The 17275-nt window shown below is 45.7% G+C and carries 12 protein-coding genes; all 12 read left to right on the forward strand.

Features of this window, described 5'->3' with window-relative positions; genetic code table 11:
- The first annotated feature begins 3 nt into the window (after window positions 1-3).
- The 12 genes from rsmH to LKD42_RS01345 all read left to right on the forward strand — a co-directional run bounded on the left by rsmH (window position 4) and on the right by LKD42_RS01345 (window position 17268).
- Window positions 4-1059 (forward strand): 16S rRNA (cytosine(1402)-N(4))-methyltransferase RsmH, encoded by a 1056-nt coding sequence (rsmH, locus tag LKD42_RS01290; RefSeq protein ID WP_248834577.1) that lies wholly within the window; start codon window positions 4-6, stop codon window positions 1057-1059.
- A 117-nt stretch (window positions 1060-1176) separates the two neighbouring features.
- Window positions 1177-3849, forward strand: a complete 2673-nt coding sequence (gene mutS, locus LKD42_RS01295; protein ID WP_248834593.1) for a DNA mismatch repair protein MutS — start codon at window positions 1177-1179, stop codon at window positions 3847-3849.
- 4 nt (window positions 3850-3853) lie between these two features.
- Window positions 3854-5902 (forward strand): DNA mismatch repair endonuclease MutL, encoded by a 2049-nt coding sequence (mutL, locus tag LKD42_RS01300; protein ID WP_248834578.1) that lies wholly within the window; start codon window positions 3854-3856, stop codon window positions 5900-5902.
- A gap of 19 nt (window positions 5903-5921) precedes the next feature.
- Window positions 5922-6875 (forward strand): tRNA (adenosine(37)-N6)-dimethylallyltransferase MiaA, encoded by a 954-nt coding sequence (gene miaA / locus LKD42_RS01305; RefSeq protein WP_147631474.1) that lies wholly within the window; start codon window positions 5922-5924, stop codon window positions 6873-6875.
- Complete coding sequence (locus LKD42_RS01310) at window positions 6863-8152, forward strand: methionine gamma-lyase family protein (RefSeq protein ID WP_173865605.1); 1290 nt, start codon at window positions 6863-6865, stop codon at window positions 8150-8152. The genes miaA and LKD42_RS01310 overlap by 13 nt, the downstream gene beginning before the upstream one ends.
- Window positions 8153-8180: 28 nt before the next feature.
- Window positions 8181-9413, forward strand: a complete 1233-nt coding sequence (locus LKD42_RS01315; protein WP_248834579.1) for a BaiN/RdsA family NAD(P)/FAD-dependent oxidoreductase — start codon at window positions 8181-8183, stop codon at window positions 9411-9413.
- Window positions 9406-10995, forward strand: a complete 1590-nt coding sequence (locus LKD42_RS01320) for an NAD(P)/FAD-dependent oxidoreductase (RefSeq protein WP_147631477.1) — start codon at window positions 9406-9408, stop codon at window positions 10993-10995. Before LKD42_RS01315 ends, LKD42_RS01320 begins: the two co-directional genes overlap by 8 nt.
- 119 nt (window positions 10996-11114) lie before the next feature.
- Window positions 11115-11792: a RadC family protein gene (radC, locus tag LKD42_RS01325; protein WP_248834580.1), complete on the forward strand. Its 678-nt coding sequence runs from the start codon at window positions 11115-11117 to the stop codon at window positions 11790-11792.
- Window positions 11793-11810: 18 nt separating this feature from the next.
- A complete protein-coding gene (locus tag LKD42_RS01330; RefSeq protein ID WP_147631479.1) occupies window positions 11811-12830 on the forward strand; it encodes a rod shape-determining protein in 1020 nt (339 codons plus the stop codon).
- Window positions 12831-12843: 13 nt separating this feature from the next.
- Complete coding sequence (gene mreC / locus LKD42_RS01335) at window positions 12844-13797, forward strand: rod shape-determining protein MreC (protein ID WP_147631480.1); 954 nt, start codon at window positions 12844-12846, stop codon at window positions 13795-13797.
- Window positions 13794-14312, forward strand: a complete 519-nt coding sequence (gene mreD, locus LKD42_RS01340; RefSeq protein WP_147631481.1) for a rod shape-determining protein MreD — start codon at window positions 13794-13796, stop codon at window positions 14310-14312. The genes mreC and mreD overlap by 4 nt, the downstream gene beginning before the upstream one ends.
- On the forward strand, window positions 14305-17268 hold the full coding sequence (locus tag LKD42_RS01345; protein WP_248834581.1) for a penicillin-binding transpeptidase domain-containing protein: 2964 nt from the start codon (window positions 14305-14307) through the stop codon (window positions 17266-17268). Before mreD ends, LKD42_RS01345 begins: the two co-directional genes overlap by 8 nt.
- The last annotated feature ends 7 nt before the right edge of the window (window positions 17269-17275 follow it).

Consider the following 17275-nt stretch of genomic DNA (forward strand, 5'->3'; position numbering starts at 1 on the left):
TTTATGCAGCAGGAGACACCAAAGCCGCACAAACGGCGTGTAAGATATAAAGGAAAATATCCGAAAAAATTTGAAGAAAAGTACAAAGAGTTGAACCCGGAAAAATATCAGGATACGGTTGAACATGTGATCCGAAAAGGGAATACACCGGCAGGTATGCACATTTCCATTATGGTGAAGGAAATCCTGGATTTTCTGAAAATCCAGCCGGGAGAAACCGGATTTGATGCCACGCTTGGATACGGCGGCCATACAAAGGCAATGATGGAATGTCTTCATGGAGAAGGCCATATGTATGCTACGGATGTGGATCCGGAAGAGTCGGCAAAGACAAAAAAGCGTCTGGAAGAACAGGGATTTGGGGAAGGGATTCTGACCATAAAGCTTCAGAATTTCTGTACGATCGATGAGATTGCAAAAGAAGCGGGAGGATTTGATTTTATTTTGGCGGATCTTGGTGTATCTTCCATGCAGATCGACAATCCGAAACGGGGATTTTCTTTCCGTGCGGACGGACCTTTGGATCTTAGACTGAATCAGCAAAAAGGAATCAGTGCGGCAGAAAGACTGGATCAGATCAGCAGAGAGGAACTTGCCGGGATGTTATATGAAAATTCGGATGAACCGTACTGCGAAGAGATCGCAAAAGCGATCACAGATGAGATCCGCAAAGGGAATCGCATCGATAGCACAACAAAACTGCGGACTGTTATCGAAAATACGCTGGATTTTCTTCCGGAAAAAGAGAAAAAAGATACGATCCGAAAGACCTGCCAGCGTGTGTTCCAGGCACTTCGCATTGATGTCAACCAGGAATTTGAAGTTCTGTATGAATTTATGGAAAAACTGCCGGATGCCTTAAAGTCGGGCGGACGTGTGGCAATCCTGACGTTCCATTCCGGGGAGGACAAACTGGTCAAAAAAGCACTGAAGGCCGGATACAAAGCAGGTATTTATTCGGACTATGCCAAAGATGTGATACGTCCGTCCATGCAGGAGTGTGCACAGAATGGCAGAGCCAGGTCAACGAAAATGCGTTGGGCGGTAAAAGCAGAGTAAGAACAGAGGTACAAGCATGTTTTGTGCAGAACAGGCACAAACAATAGAAATGAGATGAAAGAGGTCTGACCGTTGAGTACAACAGCAAAAAATAATAAAAAAAATTCCGTAACGCCGATGATGGCAAAATATCTGGAGACAAAGGAACAGTACAAGGACTGTATTCTTTTTTATCGCCTGGGTGATTTCTATGAAATGTTTTTTGACGATGCCCTGACGGCATCCAAAGCACTGGAGATCACACTGACAGGAAAAGACTGCGGACTTGAAGAGCGTGCTCCGATGTGCGGCATTCCTTATCATGCTGCAGATACATATCTGAATCGTCTGGTGGCAAAAGGATATAAGGTTGCAATCTGTGAACAGGTAGAAGATCCAAAGCAGGCGAAGGGACTGGTTAAGCGGGAAGTTATCCGCATTGTCACGCCGGGAACGAATCTGGATACCAACGCCATGGATGAGACAAAGCACAATTATCTGATGGCGATCGTGTGCATGGCGGATCGTTTTGGCGTCTCCATTGCCGATATTTCCACCGGTGATTATCTGGTGACGGAAGTGGATGGATGCAGAAAACTGTTAGATGAGATCACAAAGTTTGCACCGACCGAGATCATCTGCAACGATTCCTTTTTTGTCAGCGGTGTGGATGTAGAAGATCTGAAAAACCGTCTTGGAATTGCCGTCAATGCCCTGGAAAACTGGTATTTTGGTGATGAACGCTGTAAGAAGACACTGCTGGACCACTTTCATGTCTCCAGCCTGGCAGGACTCGGACTTGGTGAGCTGAACTGCGGGATCATCGCAGCCGGTGCACTGCTTCAGTATCTGATGGAAACACAGAAAACAGCGATCGCAAACCTGACTTCGTTAAATACTTATTTTGCCGGAAAATACATGGTGATCGACAGCTCGACCAGAAGAAATCTGGAGCTTTGCGAAACTTTACGTGAAAAGCAGAAAAGAGGTTCCCTTCTGTGGGTTCTCGATAAGACAAAGACTGCGATGGGGGCAAGACTTCTGCGTTCCTTTATTGAGCAGCCGCTGATCGACAAGGAAGAAATATCAAACAGACTGGAAGCCGTCGGAGAATTAAAAGACAATGCGATCTGCAGGGAAGAACTGCGAGAATATCTTTCTCCGGTCTATGACCTCGAGCGTCTGATCAGTAAGATCAGCTACAAGACTGCAAATCCAAGAGATCTGATCGCATTCGGCACATCTTTGTCCATGCTGCCGCATATCAAATACATTTTATCTACGATGAAATCTCCGCTTCTTGTGGAAGTATGTGAGCAGATGGATGAACTTCAGGATGTGTGTGATCTGATCGACCGGGCAATTATGGAGGAGCCGCCGATCCAGATTAAAGACGGCGGTATTATCAAAGAAGGCTATAACGAAGAAATCGACCGTCTGCGTGCCGCAAAGACAGAAGGCAAGACCTGGCTGGCACAGCTGGAAGCCAAAGAACGTGAAAATACCGGCATCAAAAACCTGAAGATTAAATACAACAAGGTGTTTGGCTATTATCTGGAAGTGACAAACTCTTTTAAAGATATGGTTCCGGATTACTATACAAGAAAACAGACACTCACAAATGCTGAACGTTATATCACGCCGGAATTAAAAGAGCTGGAGGACATCATTCTCGGAGCGGAGGACAAGCTCTTTTCTTTGGAATACAATCTGTTTTCCGATGTAAGGGAACAGATCGCAAAAGAGGTAGAACGCATTCAGAAGACCGCAAAAGCAGTAGCGGCGATCGATGTCTTCGCTTCTTTGGCACTGGTTGCGGAACGTAATAACTATGTCTGCCCGAAAATGAATGAAAAAGGCGTGATCGATATCAAGAACGGCCGTCATCCGGTAGTTGAACAGATGATCGAAAACGATATGTTCATTGCAAACGATACTTACCTTGACAACAGCAAAAATCGTATTTCCATCATTACCGGTCCAAACATGGCAGGTAAATCAACATACATGCGTCAGAGTGCTCTGATTGTTTTGATGGCTCAGATCGGTAGCTTTGTTCCGACATCTTCTGCGAAGATCGGCATTGTGGACCGTATTTTTACAAGGGTCGGAGCTTCCGATGACCTGGCAAGCGGACAAAGCACTTTTATGGTGGAAATGACAGAGGTTGCCAATATTCTTCGAAATGCAACTTCGAACAGTCTTCTGATCCTGGATGAGATCGGACGCGGAACGAGCACTTTTGACGGGCTTTCGATTGCCTGGGCGGTGGTTGAGCATATCGCAAATACAAGACTTCTCGGGGCAAAAACGCTTTTCGCAACGCATTACCATGAACTGACCGAATTGCAGGGCAAATTATCGGGTGTGAATAATTACTGCATTGCTGTAAAAGAAAAGGGCGATGATATTGTATTTCTTCGGAAGATTGTAAAAGGCGGTGCGGATAAGAGTTATGGTATCCAGGTCGCAAAACTTGCCGGTGTTCCGGATTCCGTGATCGAACGTGCCAAAGAGTTGGTAGAAGAATTAAGTGATGCGGATATCACAGAGCGTGCAAAAGAGATTGAGGCAGCAGGCAGTGCACCGCAGGCAAAAACAGCGACAAAAGTCCGCAACCGTCCCAAAACCTACGATCAGGTTGATATGGGGCAGATGGCACTGTTTGACACTGCAAAAGATGAGGATATTTTAAAAGAATTAAGTGAGATGGAGATTGCTTCCATGACACCGCTGGAAGCGTTAAATACATTGAACCGTCTGCAGAGCAAACTGAAAAACCGTTGGAGTGTAACAGGCGTACAGGGATGATAGTATGAAGAATATTGCAGTATTAGATGAAAGTACCATTGATAAAATTGCAGCAGGAGAGGTAATCGAGCGACCTTCTTCTGTGGTCAAAGAGCTGGTAGAAAATGCCATCGATGCCGGAGCGACTGCTGTGACGGCTGAAATCAAAGACGGCGGGATCTCACTGATCCGGATCACCGATAACGGCGAGGGCATTGCAAAGGATCAGATTTCAACCGCTTTTCTGCGTCATGCGACCAGCAAGATCACGAAAGTGGAGGATCTGCTTTCTGTATCTTCGCTGGGATTTCGCGGTGAGGCGTTATCGAGCATTGCCGCAGTCTGCCAGGTGGAAGTGATCACCAAGACGGTTGGTACACTGCTTGGGACCAGATACCGTATTGAGGGCGGACAGGAGATTTTAACAGAAGAGATTGGAGCACCGGATGGAACGACCTTTCTGGTCAATAACATTTTTTATAATACACCGGCAAGAAAAAAGTTTTTAAAATCTGCGATGACAGAGGCTGGATACATCAGCGAACTGATGGAACGCATGGCTCTTTCGCATCCGGAAATTGCGTTCAAATTTATTAACAACCGACAGACCAGGCTGCACACATCAGGCAATCATAACCTGAAGGATATTATTTATGGTATTTATGGAAGGGATATTGCGGCCAATCTGCTTCCGGTAAAAGCAGAAGGAGCATTTGGCAGGCTGGAGGGATTTGTCGGAAAGCCGGTGATCTCCAGAGGCAACCGCAATTTTGAAAACTATTTTGTTAATGGAAGATATGTAAAAAGCAAGATCATCACAAAGGCGATCGAGGATGCCTATAAGACATTTATGATGCAGCATAAATATCCGTTTACGGCACTGCACTTTACGATACCGGGGGATCTTCTGGATGTCAATGTTCATCCGACCAAACTGGAACTGCGTTTTTCCAATCAGGAAGAAATCTACCAGATCGTATATGATACTGTACGGCAGGCACTCTCATCCAGAGAACTGATCCCGGATGTTGGTGTGGAGAGGGAGCCGAAAAAGGCAGAACTGCCAAAATATAAGAAGCCGGCACAGGTTCCGGAGCCATTTCAGATCCCAAAGGCAAAACCACAGTCCTCTTTTACGGCACATGTGATACGGGAGAGTGCACCTTCGTACGGAAATCTGCATACAGCCACATCTGATCCGGCTGTTGTACATGCTTCCAAGCAGATGGCAGTTTCTATGCAGAATCCAGTTTCTACGCAGGATCAGACAAAGGCAGAGCTGCCAAAAACAGAAAAAGTTCCACGTCCGCTTCCGCAGATGTTCCAGAAACAAAATACAGAGCCGGCATCAAAGAGCGTACCAGAAACCGAAAAAGGAGAAGTGTCTGAAACAGCAGAAAAACCAGAGAAACCGTTCGAACAGGAAATCACCAGAGAGATTCAGAAAGCAGAACAGATGGAGCTTTTTGATGATAAGCTTTTATCACAGCAGAATGTGAAGCAGCATACGGTTATCGGACAAGTGTTCGATACTTACTGGATCGTGCAGTTTCAGGATAAGATGTATCTGATCGACCAGCATGCGGCTCACGAAAAGGTTTTATATGAGCAGACGATGAAACGATTAAAAGATCATACGTTTACGTCGCAGCGGATCAGTCCTCCGGTCATTCTGACGCTGAGTCTCAAAGAGGAGGAAGCTTTAAAAATGCACATGGATGTTTTTGAAAAGCTTGGCTTTGAGATAGAACCGTTCGGCGGCATGGAATATGCCCTCAGTGCAATTCCGGACAATCTGTTCGGCATTACGGAGCGTTCTCTGTTTCTGGAGATTTTAGATGACCTGGTAGACCAGTCGGTCAGGGGCACGCCGCAGAGTGTTTTGGAAAAGGTGGCTTCCATGTCCTGCAAGGCAGCAGTCAAGGGAAATCATCGTATGAGTACAAAAGAAGCACATGCTCTGATTGATGAGCTGCTGACACTGGATAATCCATACAACTGCCCACATGGGCGGCCGACGATCATTTCCATGTCGAAATACGAGCTGGAGAAGAAATTTAAGAGAATTGTATAAAAACGGGGGGAGTTATATTATGACAAAGGAACCACTGATCATTCTGACCGGACCGACGGCGGTCGGGAAAACGGCACTTTCTCTGTCTCTTGCAGAGCGTGTGAACGGGGAGATCATCTCAGCAGATTCCATGCAGGTTTACCGCGGCATGGATATTGGTTCAGCAAAAATCATGCCGGAAGAACAAAAAGGAATTCCTCATCATCTGATCGATGTGTTAGATCCGGATGAGGAATTTCATGTTGTCCGGTTTGTACAGATGGCAAAAGAAGCGATGGAAGATATCCGGAGCAGGGGAAAAGTACCGATCCTCACAGGGGGGACTGGATTTTACATACAGGCCATGCTTTATGATATTGATTTTACGGAAAGCGGAGAGGACGATTCTTACCGAAGAGAATTGGAGACTTACGCAAAAGAGCAGGGGGCAGAAAAGTTGCATGAGAAATTAAAGGAAGTCGATCCCATTTCCGCCGAGAAGATCCATGCAAATAATGTTAAGCGTGTGATCCGTGCACTGGAATATTATAAACAGACCGGGGAGCCAATCTCCAGGCACAATGAGCAGGAACGGCAGAAGGAATCTCCTTATGCCTTTGCCTATTTTGTATTGAATGACAAACGGGATCGTCTTTACCAGCGTATTGATGAGCGCATTGATGAGATGCTTTTAGAAGGTCTGGTGGCGGAAGTAGAAAAGCTGAAGGAAAAGGGGTGCCACCGCGGTATGGTTTCGATGCAGGGACTTGGCTATAAAGAGATCCTGGAGTATCTGGACGGAGAATGTACCCTTGAGGAAGCAGTTTATAAATTAAAGCGAGATACGAGACATTTTGCCAAGCGTCAGATCACCTGGTTTAAGCGGGAACGCGATGTGATCTGGGTTGACAAAGATGCTTTTGAATATGATGAAGAAAAAATTCTGCAGTATATGCTTGCAGTTTTACAGGAGAGACATGTATGGAATCATTAAAAAATATGTACGAAGAATTTGGCATCTGTGATGCGATTTATGAGTTTGGACAGAAAACGGAGGAAAAATTAAAGGCACGTTTTGATGCGATCGATAAAAATGCGGAGTACAATCAGTTGAAAGTACTGCATGCCATGCAGAAAAACCGTGTCTGTGCAGAACATTTTTCCGGAAGTACCGGATATGGCTACAACGATGACGGAAGGGATACGCTGGAAAAGGTATATGCGGATACATTCCACACGGAAGATGCACTGGTAAGACCGCAGATCACATGCGGAACCCATGCGATCGCTCTGGCACTGTTCTCTAATTTAAGACCGGGAGATGAACTTTTATCGATCGCCGGGAAGCCGTATGATACGCTCGAAGAAGTGATCGGTATCCGCCCATCGAGAGGCTCTCTTGCCGAATATGGAGTCTCTTACGCACAGGTGGATTTAAAGGAGGATGGTTCTTTTGATTTTGACGGGATCAGAAATGCAATCAATGAACGAACGAAAGTGGTGACGATCCAGCGTTCGAAAGGCTATCAGACCAGACCGACGCTTTCGGTTGCAAAAATCGGGGAGGCGGTTGCTTTTGTAAAAAATATAAGAGAAAATATCATATGTATGGTTGACAACTGTTACGGTGAATTTACGGAGCTGAGTGAGCCAACGGATGTCGGTGTGGATATGATGGCCGGCTCTCTGATAAAGAATCCGGGCGGCGGACTGGCACCGGTCGGCGGTTATATCGTCGGAAAGAAAGAATGTGTGGAGAATGCAGCCTGCCGTCTGACGTCTCCGGGACTTGCCAAAGAGGTCGGAGCCTCCCTTGGTATTTTAAATTCTTTTTATCAGGGATTTTTTCTGGCACCGACCGTTACAGCCGGAGCTTTAAAGGGTGCCATTTTTGCAGCAAACATTTACGAAGCATGTGGATTTCCGGTAGTCCCGAATGGTTCTGAAAGCCGTCATGATATCATTCAGGCTGTGGAGCTTGGAACAGCAGAAGGTGTGATCGCATTCTGCCGCGGTATTCAGGCAGCAGCACCGGTAGACAGCTACGTGACACCGGAGCCGTGGGCAATGCCGGGCTATGACAGTGATGTGATCATGGCAGCGGGAGCTTTTGTTCAGGGATCTTCCATTGAGCTGAGTGCAGACGGACCGATCAAACCGCCGTATGCCGTGTATTTCCAGGGCGGACTTACCTGGCAGCATGCAAAACTTGGCATTTTGATGTCTCTTCAGAAACTTTATGATGCCGATTTGGTGAGACTGCCTCTTTAAAAGGAATATGATGACAGGGAGAAAACAGATGAAACGAATTATAGTCGCAGGCGGAGGGGCAGCAGGATTTATGAGTGCTTTTCATGCAAAACGGCCGGATACAGAAGTGACCGTTCTAGAGGCACAGGAAAAACCGGGGAAAAAGCTTCTGGCAACCGGAAGCGGAAAATGCAACCTGACTTATGCATCCAGAGAACCGGTGCTTTCCTATCGGGGAACAGGGCAGGATTTTACAGAAGCTGCCTTGCAAACGTTTGATCAGGAACGGACCGTGCAGTTTTTTGAAGAACTTGGCATGTTGATGCATGAAAAAAACGGCGGAGTTTATCCCTATACGGATCAGGCACAGACGGTGCAGACGCTTTTTTTGGATGTATTGCGTGAGCGTGGTGTGAAAATAAAAACACGGGAACGCATTATTGATATTCTGCCACAAAAAAAGGGAGGTTTTTTTGTGAAAACAGAAGGATGGCAATACGAGGCAGATGTTGTGATTCTTGCCTGCGGATCAAAGGCAGCACAGACACTTGGCGGGTGTGAGGACGGCTATCATCTGGCAGAAAAACTTGGCCATCCGGTTACGGAGATCGTTCCGGCACTGGTTCCGTTAAAGACAAAAGAAGCTGCTTTCCATGCACTTGCCGGACTTCGAAGCCCGGCGAAAGTAACGCTTTTTCTTGATGGAAAAAAGGCGGCTGAATCGGAAGGAGAACTGCAGTGGACATCGTATGGAATTTCCGGGATTGTGGTTTTTCAGGTCAGCCGTTTTGCAGCACTTGGGCTTTTAGAAAAGAAAAACGTGCAGATTTCTCTCAATCTGCTTCCGCAGGTGAACAGACAGCATCTTCTTGCAATATACCAAAAACAGACAAATAAAAAGGCAGAGCATCTTCTGTCCGGGATCTTTCCACAGAAACTGGCCGCTCTGCTGCTGAAACAGACTGGATATAAAGCAGGTGAAATTTTGCAGGAAGAATCATTTCTTGAGATTCTTTCTCTGGTATCTGATCTGCGTCTTACAGTAACCGGTACACGTTCGTTTGAGTATGCACAGGTCTGTGCCGGTGGTATTGACACTGCTTTTGTAAATGCAAAGACCATGGAATCGAAAAAGGTGCCGGGACTTTATTTTGCCGGGGAGATTCTGGATGTAGATGGTGCCTGCGGCGGCTATAATCTGCAATGGGCCTGGAGCAGCGGTTACCTGGCAGGATATTATGCAGCAAACGATCAGAAAGGACAGGTAGAACAGAATGCTTAGAATTTCACAGATAAAGAGAAACGCGGAAAAAGGAGAACAGGGACTGAAACGTGCCGCAGCAAAAGAACTTCGCATCCGGGAGGAAGAAATTCAGAATCTTCGGATCTGCAAACGTTCTCTGGATGCGAGAAAGAAACCGGAACTGTATTATGTCTATACGGTAGATGTGGAAGTAAATGACGAAGAAAAAATACTGCGAAGATGTAAAAGCAACAAAGTTACCAGAGCAAAAGAAGTCATCTACGCCCCAGAGCAGAGCGGCACAATTCCATTCAAACATCGTCCGGTTGTGATCGGCATGGGGCCTGCGGGGCTTTTCTGTGCACTTTCTCTTGCAAGAACCGGTTTTGCACCGATTCTTTTAGAGAGAGGCATGGATGTCGACCGCAGACAGGAGATGGTTGAAACATTCTGGCAAACAGGGCAACTGGATGAACGAAGCAATATCCAGTTCGGAGAAGGCGGAGCCGGCACTTTTTCGGATGGAAAACTGAATACAGCCGTAAAAGATGCCACCGGAAGAAATACGTTTGTATTGAAAACCTTTGTGGAATTCGGTGCACCGGAAGAAATCCTGTGGCTGAACAAACCACACATCGGAACCGATCTTCTCAGGGAAGTCATTAAAAATATCAGAAAAGAGATCCTGCGTCTTGGAGGAGACGTGCGTTTTGAAGCACAGGTCACCGATTTTGAAATCCAGAAAGGACAACTTCGGGCACTGATCATCAATGGAGCGGAACGGCTGGAATGTGAGGCGGCCGTCCTGGCAATCGGTCACAGTGCGAGAGACACGTTTGCACTGCTGAAAAAAAGACAGTTTTCTATGTCACCGAAAGCTTTTGCGGTCGGTGTCCGCATGGAACATCCGCAGCATCTGATCGATCAGTCCCAGTACGGAAAAGAGCGGGGAACGCTTCCGGCAGCAGATTACAAGCTGACCTGTCAGCTTCCGAACGGACGAGGTGTATACTCTTTTTGTATGTGTCCTGGCGGATATGTCGTAAATGCTTCTTCCGAGGAAGGAAAACTTGCCGTTAATGGTATGAGTTATCACAGTCGAAACGGTGACAATGCGAACAGTGCCATTGTTGTTACGGTGACACCGAAAGATTTCCCGGGAGATGATGTGCTTGCCGGCGTAGAATTTCAGAGAAAACTGGAAGCGGCGGCATATGAAGCCGGAGATGGGAAGATCCCTGTGCAGCTGTATCATGATTTCTGCAAAAAGCAGGTCAGTGAATCACTTGGAGAAACCACGCCTTCCATGAAAGGAGCATGGACATTCGGAAATGTAAGAGACTGTTTTCCAAAAGAGATCGGAGATTCAATCGAGCAGGCAGTCAAAGTCTTTGGAAGAAAGATCAGAGGCTTTGACAGAGGAGACGCGATTTTATCCGCAGTAGAGAGCAGAACGTCTTCACCTGTGCGGATCGAGCGGGAAAAAGAGACGCTGGAGAGCAGTATTTCCGGTATTTATCCATGCGGGGAAGGAGCAGGATATGCCGGCGGGATTACTTCCGCAGCCATGGATGGACTGAAGGTTGCGGAAGCTATTTTAAAAAAATTTAAGATTAAATAGTGTGTACACTTCGCACTATTTATGATACAATAGCCTATCGGAAGAAAATGGATACTGCAATACGGGTATCAGGGGAACAAGAGAGCCGGTTGTATTTTATGAAAGAAAACAACTGTAAAATGACAGAATTGCCGGCAGATGAATTGCCATATGAAAAATGCATAAACAAAGGTGCGGAAGTGCTAAGTGATGCAGAGCTTCTCGCCGTTATTTTGCGTACAGGATCAAAGGGGATCAATGCATTGGAACTTTCCAGAAAAATATTGGATGCAGGAGCACCAAGAAATGGACTTCTTGGCCTGTATCATATGACAATTCCGCAGTTATGCCAGATACGCGGTATCGGAGAAGTAAAAGCAGTACAGCTCAAATGTATTGCGGAGCTTTCCAGAAGGATTGCCGGTCAATCCGCCTGGAGTGCCCTGAACTTCAAAGATGCTGCCAGCATTGCAGATTATTTTATGGAGGAGATGCGTCATCTGGAGCAGGAGCAGATGATTCTTCTGATGCTTGACACAAAATGCCGTCTTCTTGCGAGGCAATCCATATCCAAGGGCAGTGTAAACTGTTCTGTCATTACGCCGCGTGAGATTTTTTTGCTGGCCCTGCAGCATCATGCGGTTTTTATTATACTTCTGCACAATCATCCAAGTGGAGATCCGACTCCGAGTGAAGAGGACAAAAGCCTTACAAAAAGGATTTCACTTGGCGGTGAGCTGGTCGGGATACGTCTTCTGGATCATATTATTGTGGGAGATCGGTGTTATGCCAGTTTCAGGGAAATGAAAATCCTTTGAGATAAGGAGTTTGAGTACATGTTGTTTCGAAAAAAATGCGGGATCGATCTTGGAAGTGACACGATAAAGATCGCCGATAAAAAAAACAAAAAAGTGGTCTGTGAAAAAAATATGATCGCGGTGCGGGATAAAACCTATGTGATCGCAGTCGGCCAGCGTGCATACGAAATGTACGAAAAGACGCCCCTCTGCGTAACAGCGGACAGTCCGATGGTTGACGGAGCGATCGCAGACGGCGGGAATCTCGGCTTTATTCTGGCACGGTTATTAAAGCGTTTTTCGAGTGTTTTTACAAAAAGGCCGGATATTCTGGTGACGGTTCCGATGGAGCTGTCGGAGATTGAGATGCGTGCTTTTTATAAAGTACTGACCGGACTGAAAGTAAGAAGGATCGCTCTTGTGGAAAAAGGAGTTGCAGATGCGGTCGGCATCGGTATGCCGGTTCTTGCCCAGACGGGAAGTATGGTGGTCAACATCGGAGCTTCCACAACCGGGATTTCTGTGATCTCAGATGGAAAAGTGATCATCGGAAGACAGTATCCGTATGGCGGAAATGCAATGGATCAGGCAGTCATCACGATGGTACGCCGCGAGCATAATCTTGCAATCGGCAAAAAGACGGCAGAGAAGCTCCGTGTTGCTATGGGGTATCTTATGAACGGGGAAGCAAAGAGCAGCGAAGTTTACGGTATCCACACGATCAGCGGAGTCCCAAGTTCTGCCAGGATACCGTCCGAAGATATCAGCAAGGCGATAACCGATACGGCCGATGCAATTGCCGATGCCGTGAAGATGACACTGCAGAGGACACCGCCTCAGCTGCTTGAAAATATACAGCAGAATGGTATTTATCTGGCGGGAGGTGTGTCACTGACACCGAATATTGCCAGCTATATACAGGAAAAGGTAACATTTCCGGTTTATAATGTTCCAGATCCTGTCTATAACACGATGAATGGTCTTGTGGAGATTATGAATGACAAAGAACTGAAAAAGCTGACATTTTCTTTGAAGGATTATGTCGGCAATCTGATATAAAAGAGGAAATGCAATGAAAAAAAAGATGAATGATTCAGGAAAAAGCAAACTGGTACTCACAATTCTGACAGCGGTATGTGTCGTTTTGATCATTCTGTCTTTTACGACAGATGCAGTATCCGGGCCACTTCATTATGTCACAGGAGTGATCACGCCGATCCAGAGTGGAATGAACGCAATCGGCACATGGATCTCGGACAAGGGAGAATACCTGTTCCATACAACAGATCTGCGAAGTGAAAATGCCGGACTGCAGAAAAAAGTGGACGAGCTGACCGCAGAAAACAGTGATCTGCTGCAGAATCAGGATGAGTATGAAAGATTAAAAGATCTGCTGGATCTGAAAGATGAATACAGCAACTATCCGACGATCGCCGCACGCATTATCGCAAAAGATTCCGGAAACTGGTTCAATGTATTTACGATCAACAAAGGATCGAAAGACGGGATTCAGGAAGATATGAATGTCATTGCAGACGGAGGTCTTGTCGGGATTGTAACTTCGGTAGGATCAAACTGGGCGACTGTTCGTTCAATCATAGACGATTACAGCAACGTCAGTGCCGAGATCAGCTCCACTTCCGACAACTGCATCATTGCCGGTAATTTGAAACTGATCGATGAAGGAAAGATCAGCCTTGTGAAGCTGACGGATGCGGATAATAAGGTGACAGTCGGTGACAAAGTGGTGACATCAGAAATCAGTAACCGCTTCCTTCCGGGGATTCTGATCGGTTATGTCAGCGAGATCGGGATGGATTCCAATAACCTGACAAAATCAGGAAGCATTACACCGGTTGTTGATTTCAGACATCTGCACGAAGTGCTGGTCATTACACAGCTGAAAAATACCGATGAGGCACAGAAAGATATCCAGTCTCAGGCACAGAGTGAGACAGAGATGATTCTGGAAACAGAAACCGGAAAACAGACAGAAAGCAGTAAGCAGGCAGGAGGAGAACAGTGAAACGCAGAGTCATAATGATTATTTTGATCTTACTGACATTTGTTCTGCAGACGACATTGATGCAGACATTTGCCATTGCATCCGTCTCCCCGAATCTTCCGATCATCCTGACGGTTTCTTTTGCACTGATGCGTGGAAAACGCGAGGGGATGTTTGTGGGTGCATTTTTTGGTATCCTGATGGATATTTTTTACGGACCGGTGCTGGGATTTCATATGCTCCTCTTCACCTATGTCGGATACTTCAACGGTTTCTGTTATCGCATTTTTTATGATGATGATATCAAGATGCCGGTACTTCTGATCGCATTCAGCGATCTGGTCTATGATTTGGTGGTTTATCTTTTTCAGTTTTTCTTTCGCGGAAGGATCAGCCTGTTCTTCTATCTGAGAAGGATCATTATACCGGAAGTGATCTATACTGCACTGATCACGCTGGTTGTATACCGCCTGCTTCTGGCATTGAACCATAAACTTGAAAAGGCAGAACAAAGGAGTGTAGGTAGCTTTGTTTAATTATGTTAAAAATTCACTGTCCAAACTGATAAAGTCCAGACTGATCGTTCTGGTTGTCCTGTTTGCATTGCTTGCAGGCATACTGATCCAGCGTCTGTATACCATGCAGATCATCAACGGTGAAAAGTATCTGACGGATTTTACCATGCAGATCAAAAAAGAAACAACACTGAAAAGTACGCGGGGCAATATTTATGACCGCGACGGAAATGCGGTTGCATACAACAAGCTCGCATATAATGTCACCTATGAAGATGTAGGCAGCTATGATACGACAAGAGAGAGAAACCTTGCGATGAACGGCAGCCTGTATCAGATCATGAAAGTGATCGAAGATGGCGGTGACCAGGTTTATACCAACTATGCGATCGACATTGGAAGTGACGGCCAGTATGAGTTTACAAGGGAAGGCTTTAATCTTCTGCGTTTCCGGGCAGATATTTTCGGATACGCAGATACGGAAGATCTGAAAACCGATGAGAGAAACTGTACGGCAGAAGAGATGATGCAGACACTTTCTACGAAAAAATGGTACGGAATCGACCTTTCCGTTTACACGGAAGAAGAGCTGCAGGAGTACGGCCTTCCATCCAGTTTTACAAAAGAAGAGCAGTTAAAGCTGACTGCACTGCGAAGTGCGGTTGCACAGAACAGCTATCAGAAGTATGTGACGACTACGATCGCAAAAGATATTTCTAAAGATACGGTTGCTGTTATTATGGAAAACAAAGACCGCTATCCGGGCGTGGATGTGGAAGAAGATTCTATCCGGGTTTATGAGGACGGTCTTTATATGGCACCACTGATCGGTTATACCGGTCAGGTTTCCGCAGAAGAACTGGAAGAACTTAATGGTGAAAACGGAAACGGTCAGTACAGCAGCAGTGATATCGTCGGAAAGTCCGGACTCGAGAAATATTTTGAAAAAGAGCTTCGCGGACAGAACGGAACAAAAACGGTTTATGTGGATAACCTTGGAAAAGTATTGAAAGAAGATTCTGAAGTTGCACCGCAGGCCGGAAATGATATCCATCTTACCATTGACCGCAATCTTCAGATTGCAGTATATAAGATTCTGGAGCAGTATATTGCCGGAATTGTATACAATAAGATTTTTGATGCCGAGAAATTTGATAAAGACAGTATTTCATCAGAGGATGATATCCTGATCCCGATCTATGATGTGTATTACAGCCTTTTTGAGAATAATGTGCTGGATGCAGATCATCTGGCTTCTGACGATGCAAGCGATAATGAAAAACGTATCTACAGTGAATTTCAGAGTCGGGAAGAAGAGATTTTCTCTGAAATACGGGGTCAGATGACATCCTCTTCAGCAACGGCATATCAGGATCTTTCCGAGGAGATGCAGGTATATGAAAGCTTTATTGTGGACGATGTTCTGATCGAAGGAACAGAAGTCCTTGATAAAGACAAGATCGATACCAATGACGAGATGTGGACAAAATGGAGCAATGACGGATCCGTCAGTCTGAATGAGTTTTTAAGTTATGCGATCTCCAAGAACTGGATCGATATCACAAAAGTAAACAGCGATACTACATACCTTGACACCAGTGAAATCACAGCTGCACTTGCTGATTATGTGACGGACTATCTTTCAAAGAGTGATGCATTCAGCCGCCAGGTATATAAATATATGATACAGAATTATCAGATCAGCGGAAAGGATATCTGTCTGCTACTGTTTGATCAGGGTATTCTGAAGATGAATGAGGAAGATTACAGTGCTCTGGAAAACGGAGCAGTTTCGGCTTATGATTTTATCATGGCGAAGATTTATTCTCTTGAGATCACACCGGCAATGCTTGCACTGGAGCCGTGTACCGGTTCAGCCGTGATCACCGATCCGGACAACGGCGATGTTCTGGCATGTGTTACATATCCGGGCTATGATAACAATCGTCTGGCAAACAATATGGATGATGATTATTTCTATAAACTGAACAGCGACAAATCTTCTCCGTTCTATAATAAAGCAACGCAGGAAGTGACAGCACCTGGTTCTACGTTTAAAATTGTGGCGGCAACTGCAGGTGTGATGGAAGGTGTTGTAGGCGCTTATGATACGATCAACTGTACCGGAAAGTTCCAGCTGATCCCTCCGGATGTAAACTGCTGGATCTATTCAGAAAGATATAAGAGCGGATCTCATGGTCCTCTGACTTTGTCACAGGCGATCAAGGAATCCTGTAACTTTTATTTCAATACAGTCGGTTATATGCTTGGAAAGACCTCGGATTTTACCAATCTTACACCGGAGACCGATGCGGATGGAAATGTTGTACAGTCTTCCACTTATAATGACGCACAGGCGATCAGTACACTTACCAAGTATGCTGCAATGTATGGTTTTGATGCCAATACGGGCATTGAAATAGATGAGACAGCACCGCATGTTTCCACTGCGGATGGTGCCAGAACTGCAATGGGACAGGCAGGCAATACCTTTACGACCAGCCAGCTTTCACGTTATGCGGCAACGATCGCAAACAATGGAACCTGTTATGATCTGACTTTGCTTGACCGTATCACAGACAGCGATAATAATACGCTGGAAGAGCCGGAGCCGGTTGTGCACAGCACTGTGGATCTTTCGTCGGATCTCTGGGATGTGATTCATTCCGGTATGAATGGAGTTTATCAGAGTAACGCCGCATTTACGGACATAAAGAGTTCTTTCAATATGGCCGGAAAGACAGGTACTGCACAGGAGAATCAGGACAAACCAAACCATGCACTCTTTATCGGCTATGCACCGTATGATACACCGGAAATTGCCATGGCAGTGCGTATTACAAACGGCTATTCTTCCACGAACGCGGCGTCCGTTGCAAAAGATATTGTAAGTTATTACTTTAAACTGAAAGATGAAAGCGATATTATTACAAATACTGCAGCAAATGTAAATGTAAGTAACAGTTTTGCGGACTAACAGTCTG

This window comes from Hominisplanchenecus faecis, from assembly GCF_020687205.1.
In the GTDB taxonomy this organism is placed as follows: domain Bacteria; phylum Bacillota; class Clostridia; order Lachnospirales; family Lachnospiraceae; genus Hominisplanchenecus; species Hominisplanchenecus faecis.

Bases quoted from the DNA above. Each gene is read 5' to 3' on its own strand.
- rsmH (WP_248834577.1), top strand. From the start codon at position 4: ATGCAGCAGGAGACACCAAAGCCGCACAAACGGCGTGTAAGATATAAA.
- mutS (WP_248834593.1), top strand. From the start codon at position 1,177: ATGATGGCAAAATATCTGGAGACAAAGGAACAGTACAAGGACTGTATT.
- mutL (WP_248834578.1), top strand. From the start codon at position 3,854: ATGAAGAATATTGCAGTATTAGATGAAAGTACCATTGATAAAATTGCA.
- miaA (WP_147631474.1), top strand. From the start codon at position 5,922: ATGACAAAGGAACCACTGATCATTCTGACCGGACCGACGGCGGTCGGG.
- LKD42_RS01310 (WP_173865605.1), top strand. From the start codon at position 6,863: ATGGAATCATTAAAAAATATGTACGAAGAATTTGGCATCTGTGATGCG.
- LKD42_RS01315 (WP_248834579.1), top strand. From the start codon at position 8,181: ATGAAACGAATTATAGTCGCAGGCGGAGGGGCAGCAGGATTTATGAGT.
- LKD42_RS01320 (WP_147631477.1), top strand. From the start codon at position 9,406: ATGCTTAGAATTTCACAGATAAAGAGAAACGCGGAAAAAGGAGAACAG.
- radC (WP_248834580.1), top strand. From the start codon at position 11,115: ATGACAGAATTGCCGGCAGATGAATTGCCATATGAAAAATGCATAAAC.
- LKD42_RS01330 (WP_147631479.1), top strand. From the start codon at position 11,811: ATGTTGTTTCGAAAAAAATGCGGGATCGATCTTGGAAGTGACACGATA.
- mreC (WP_147631480.1), top strand. From the start codon at position 12,844: ATGAAAAAAAAGATGAATGATTCAGGAAAAAGCAAACTGGTACTCACA.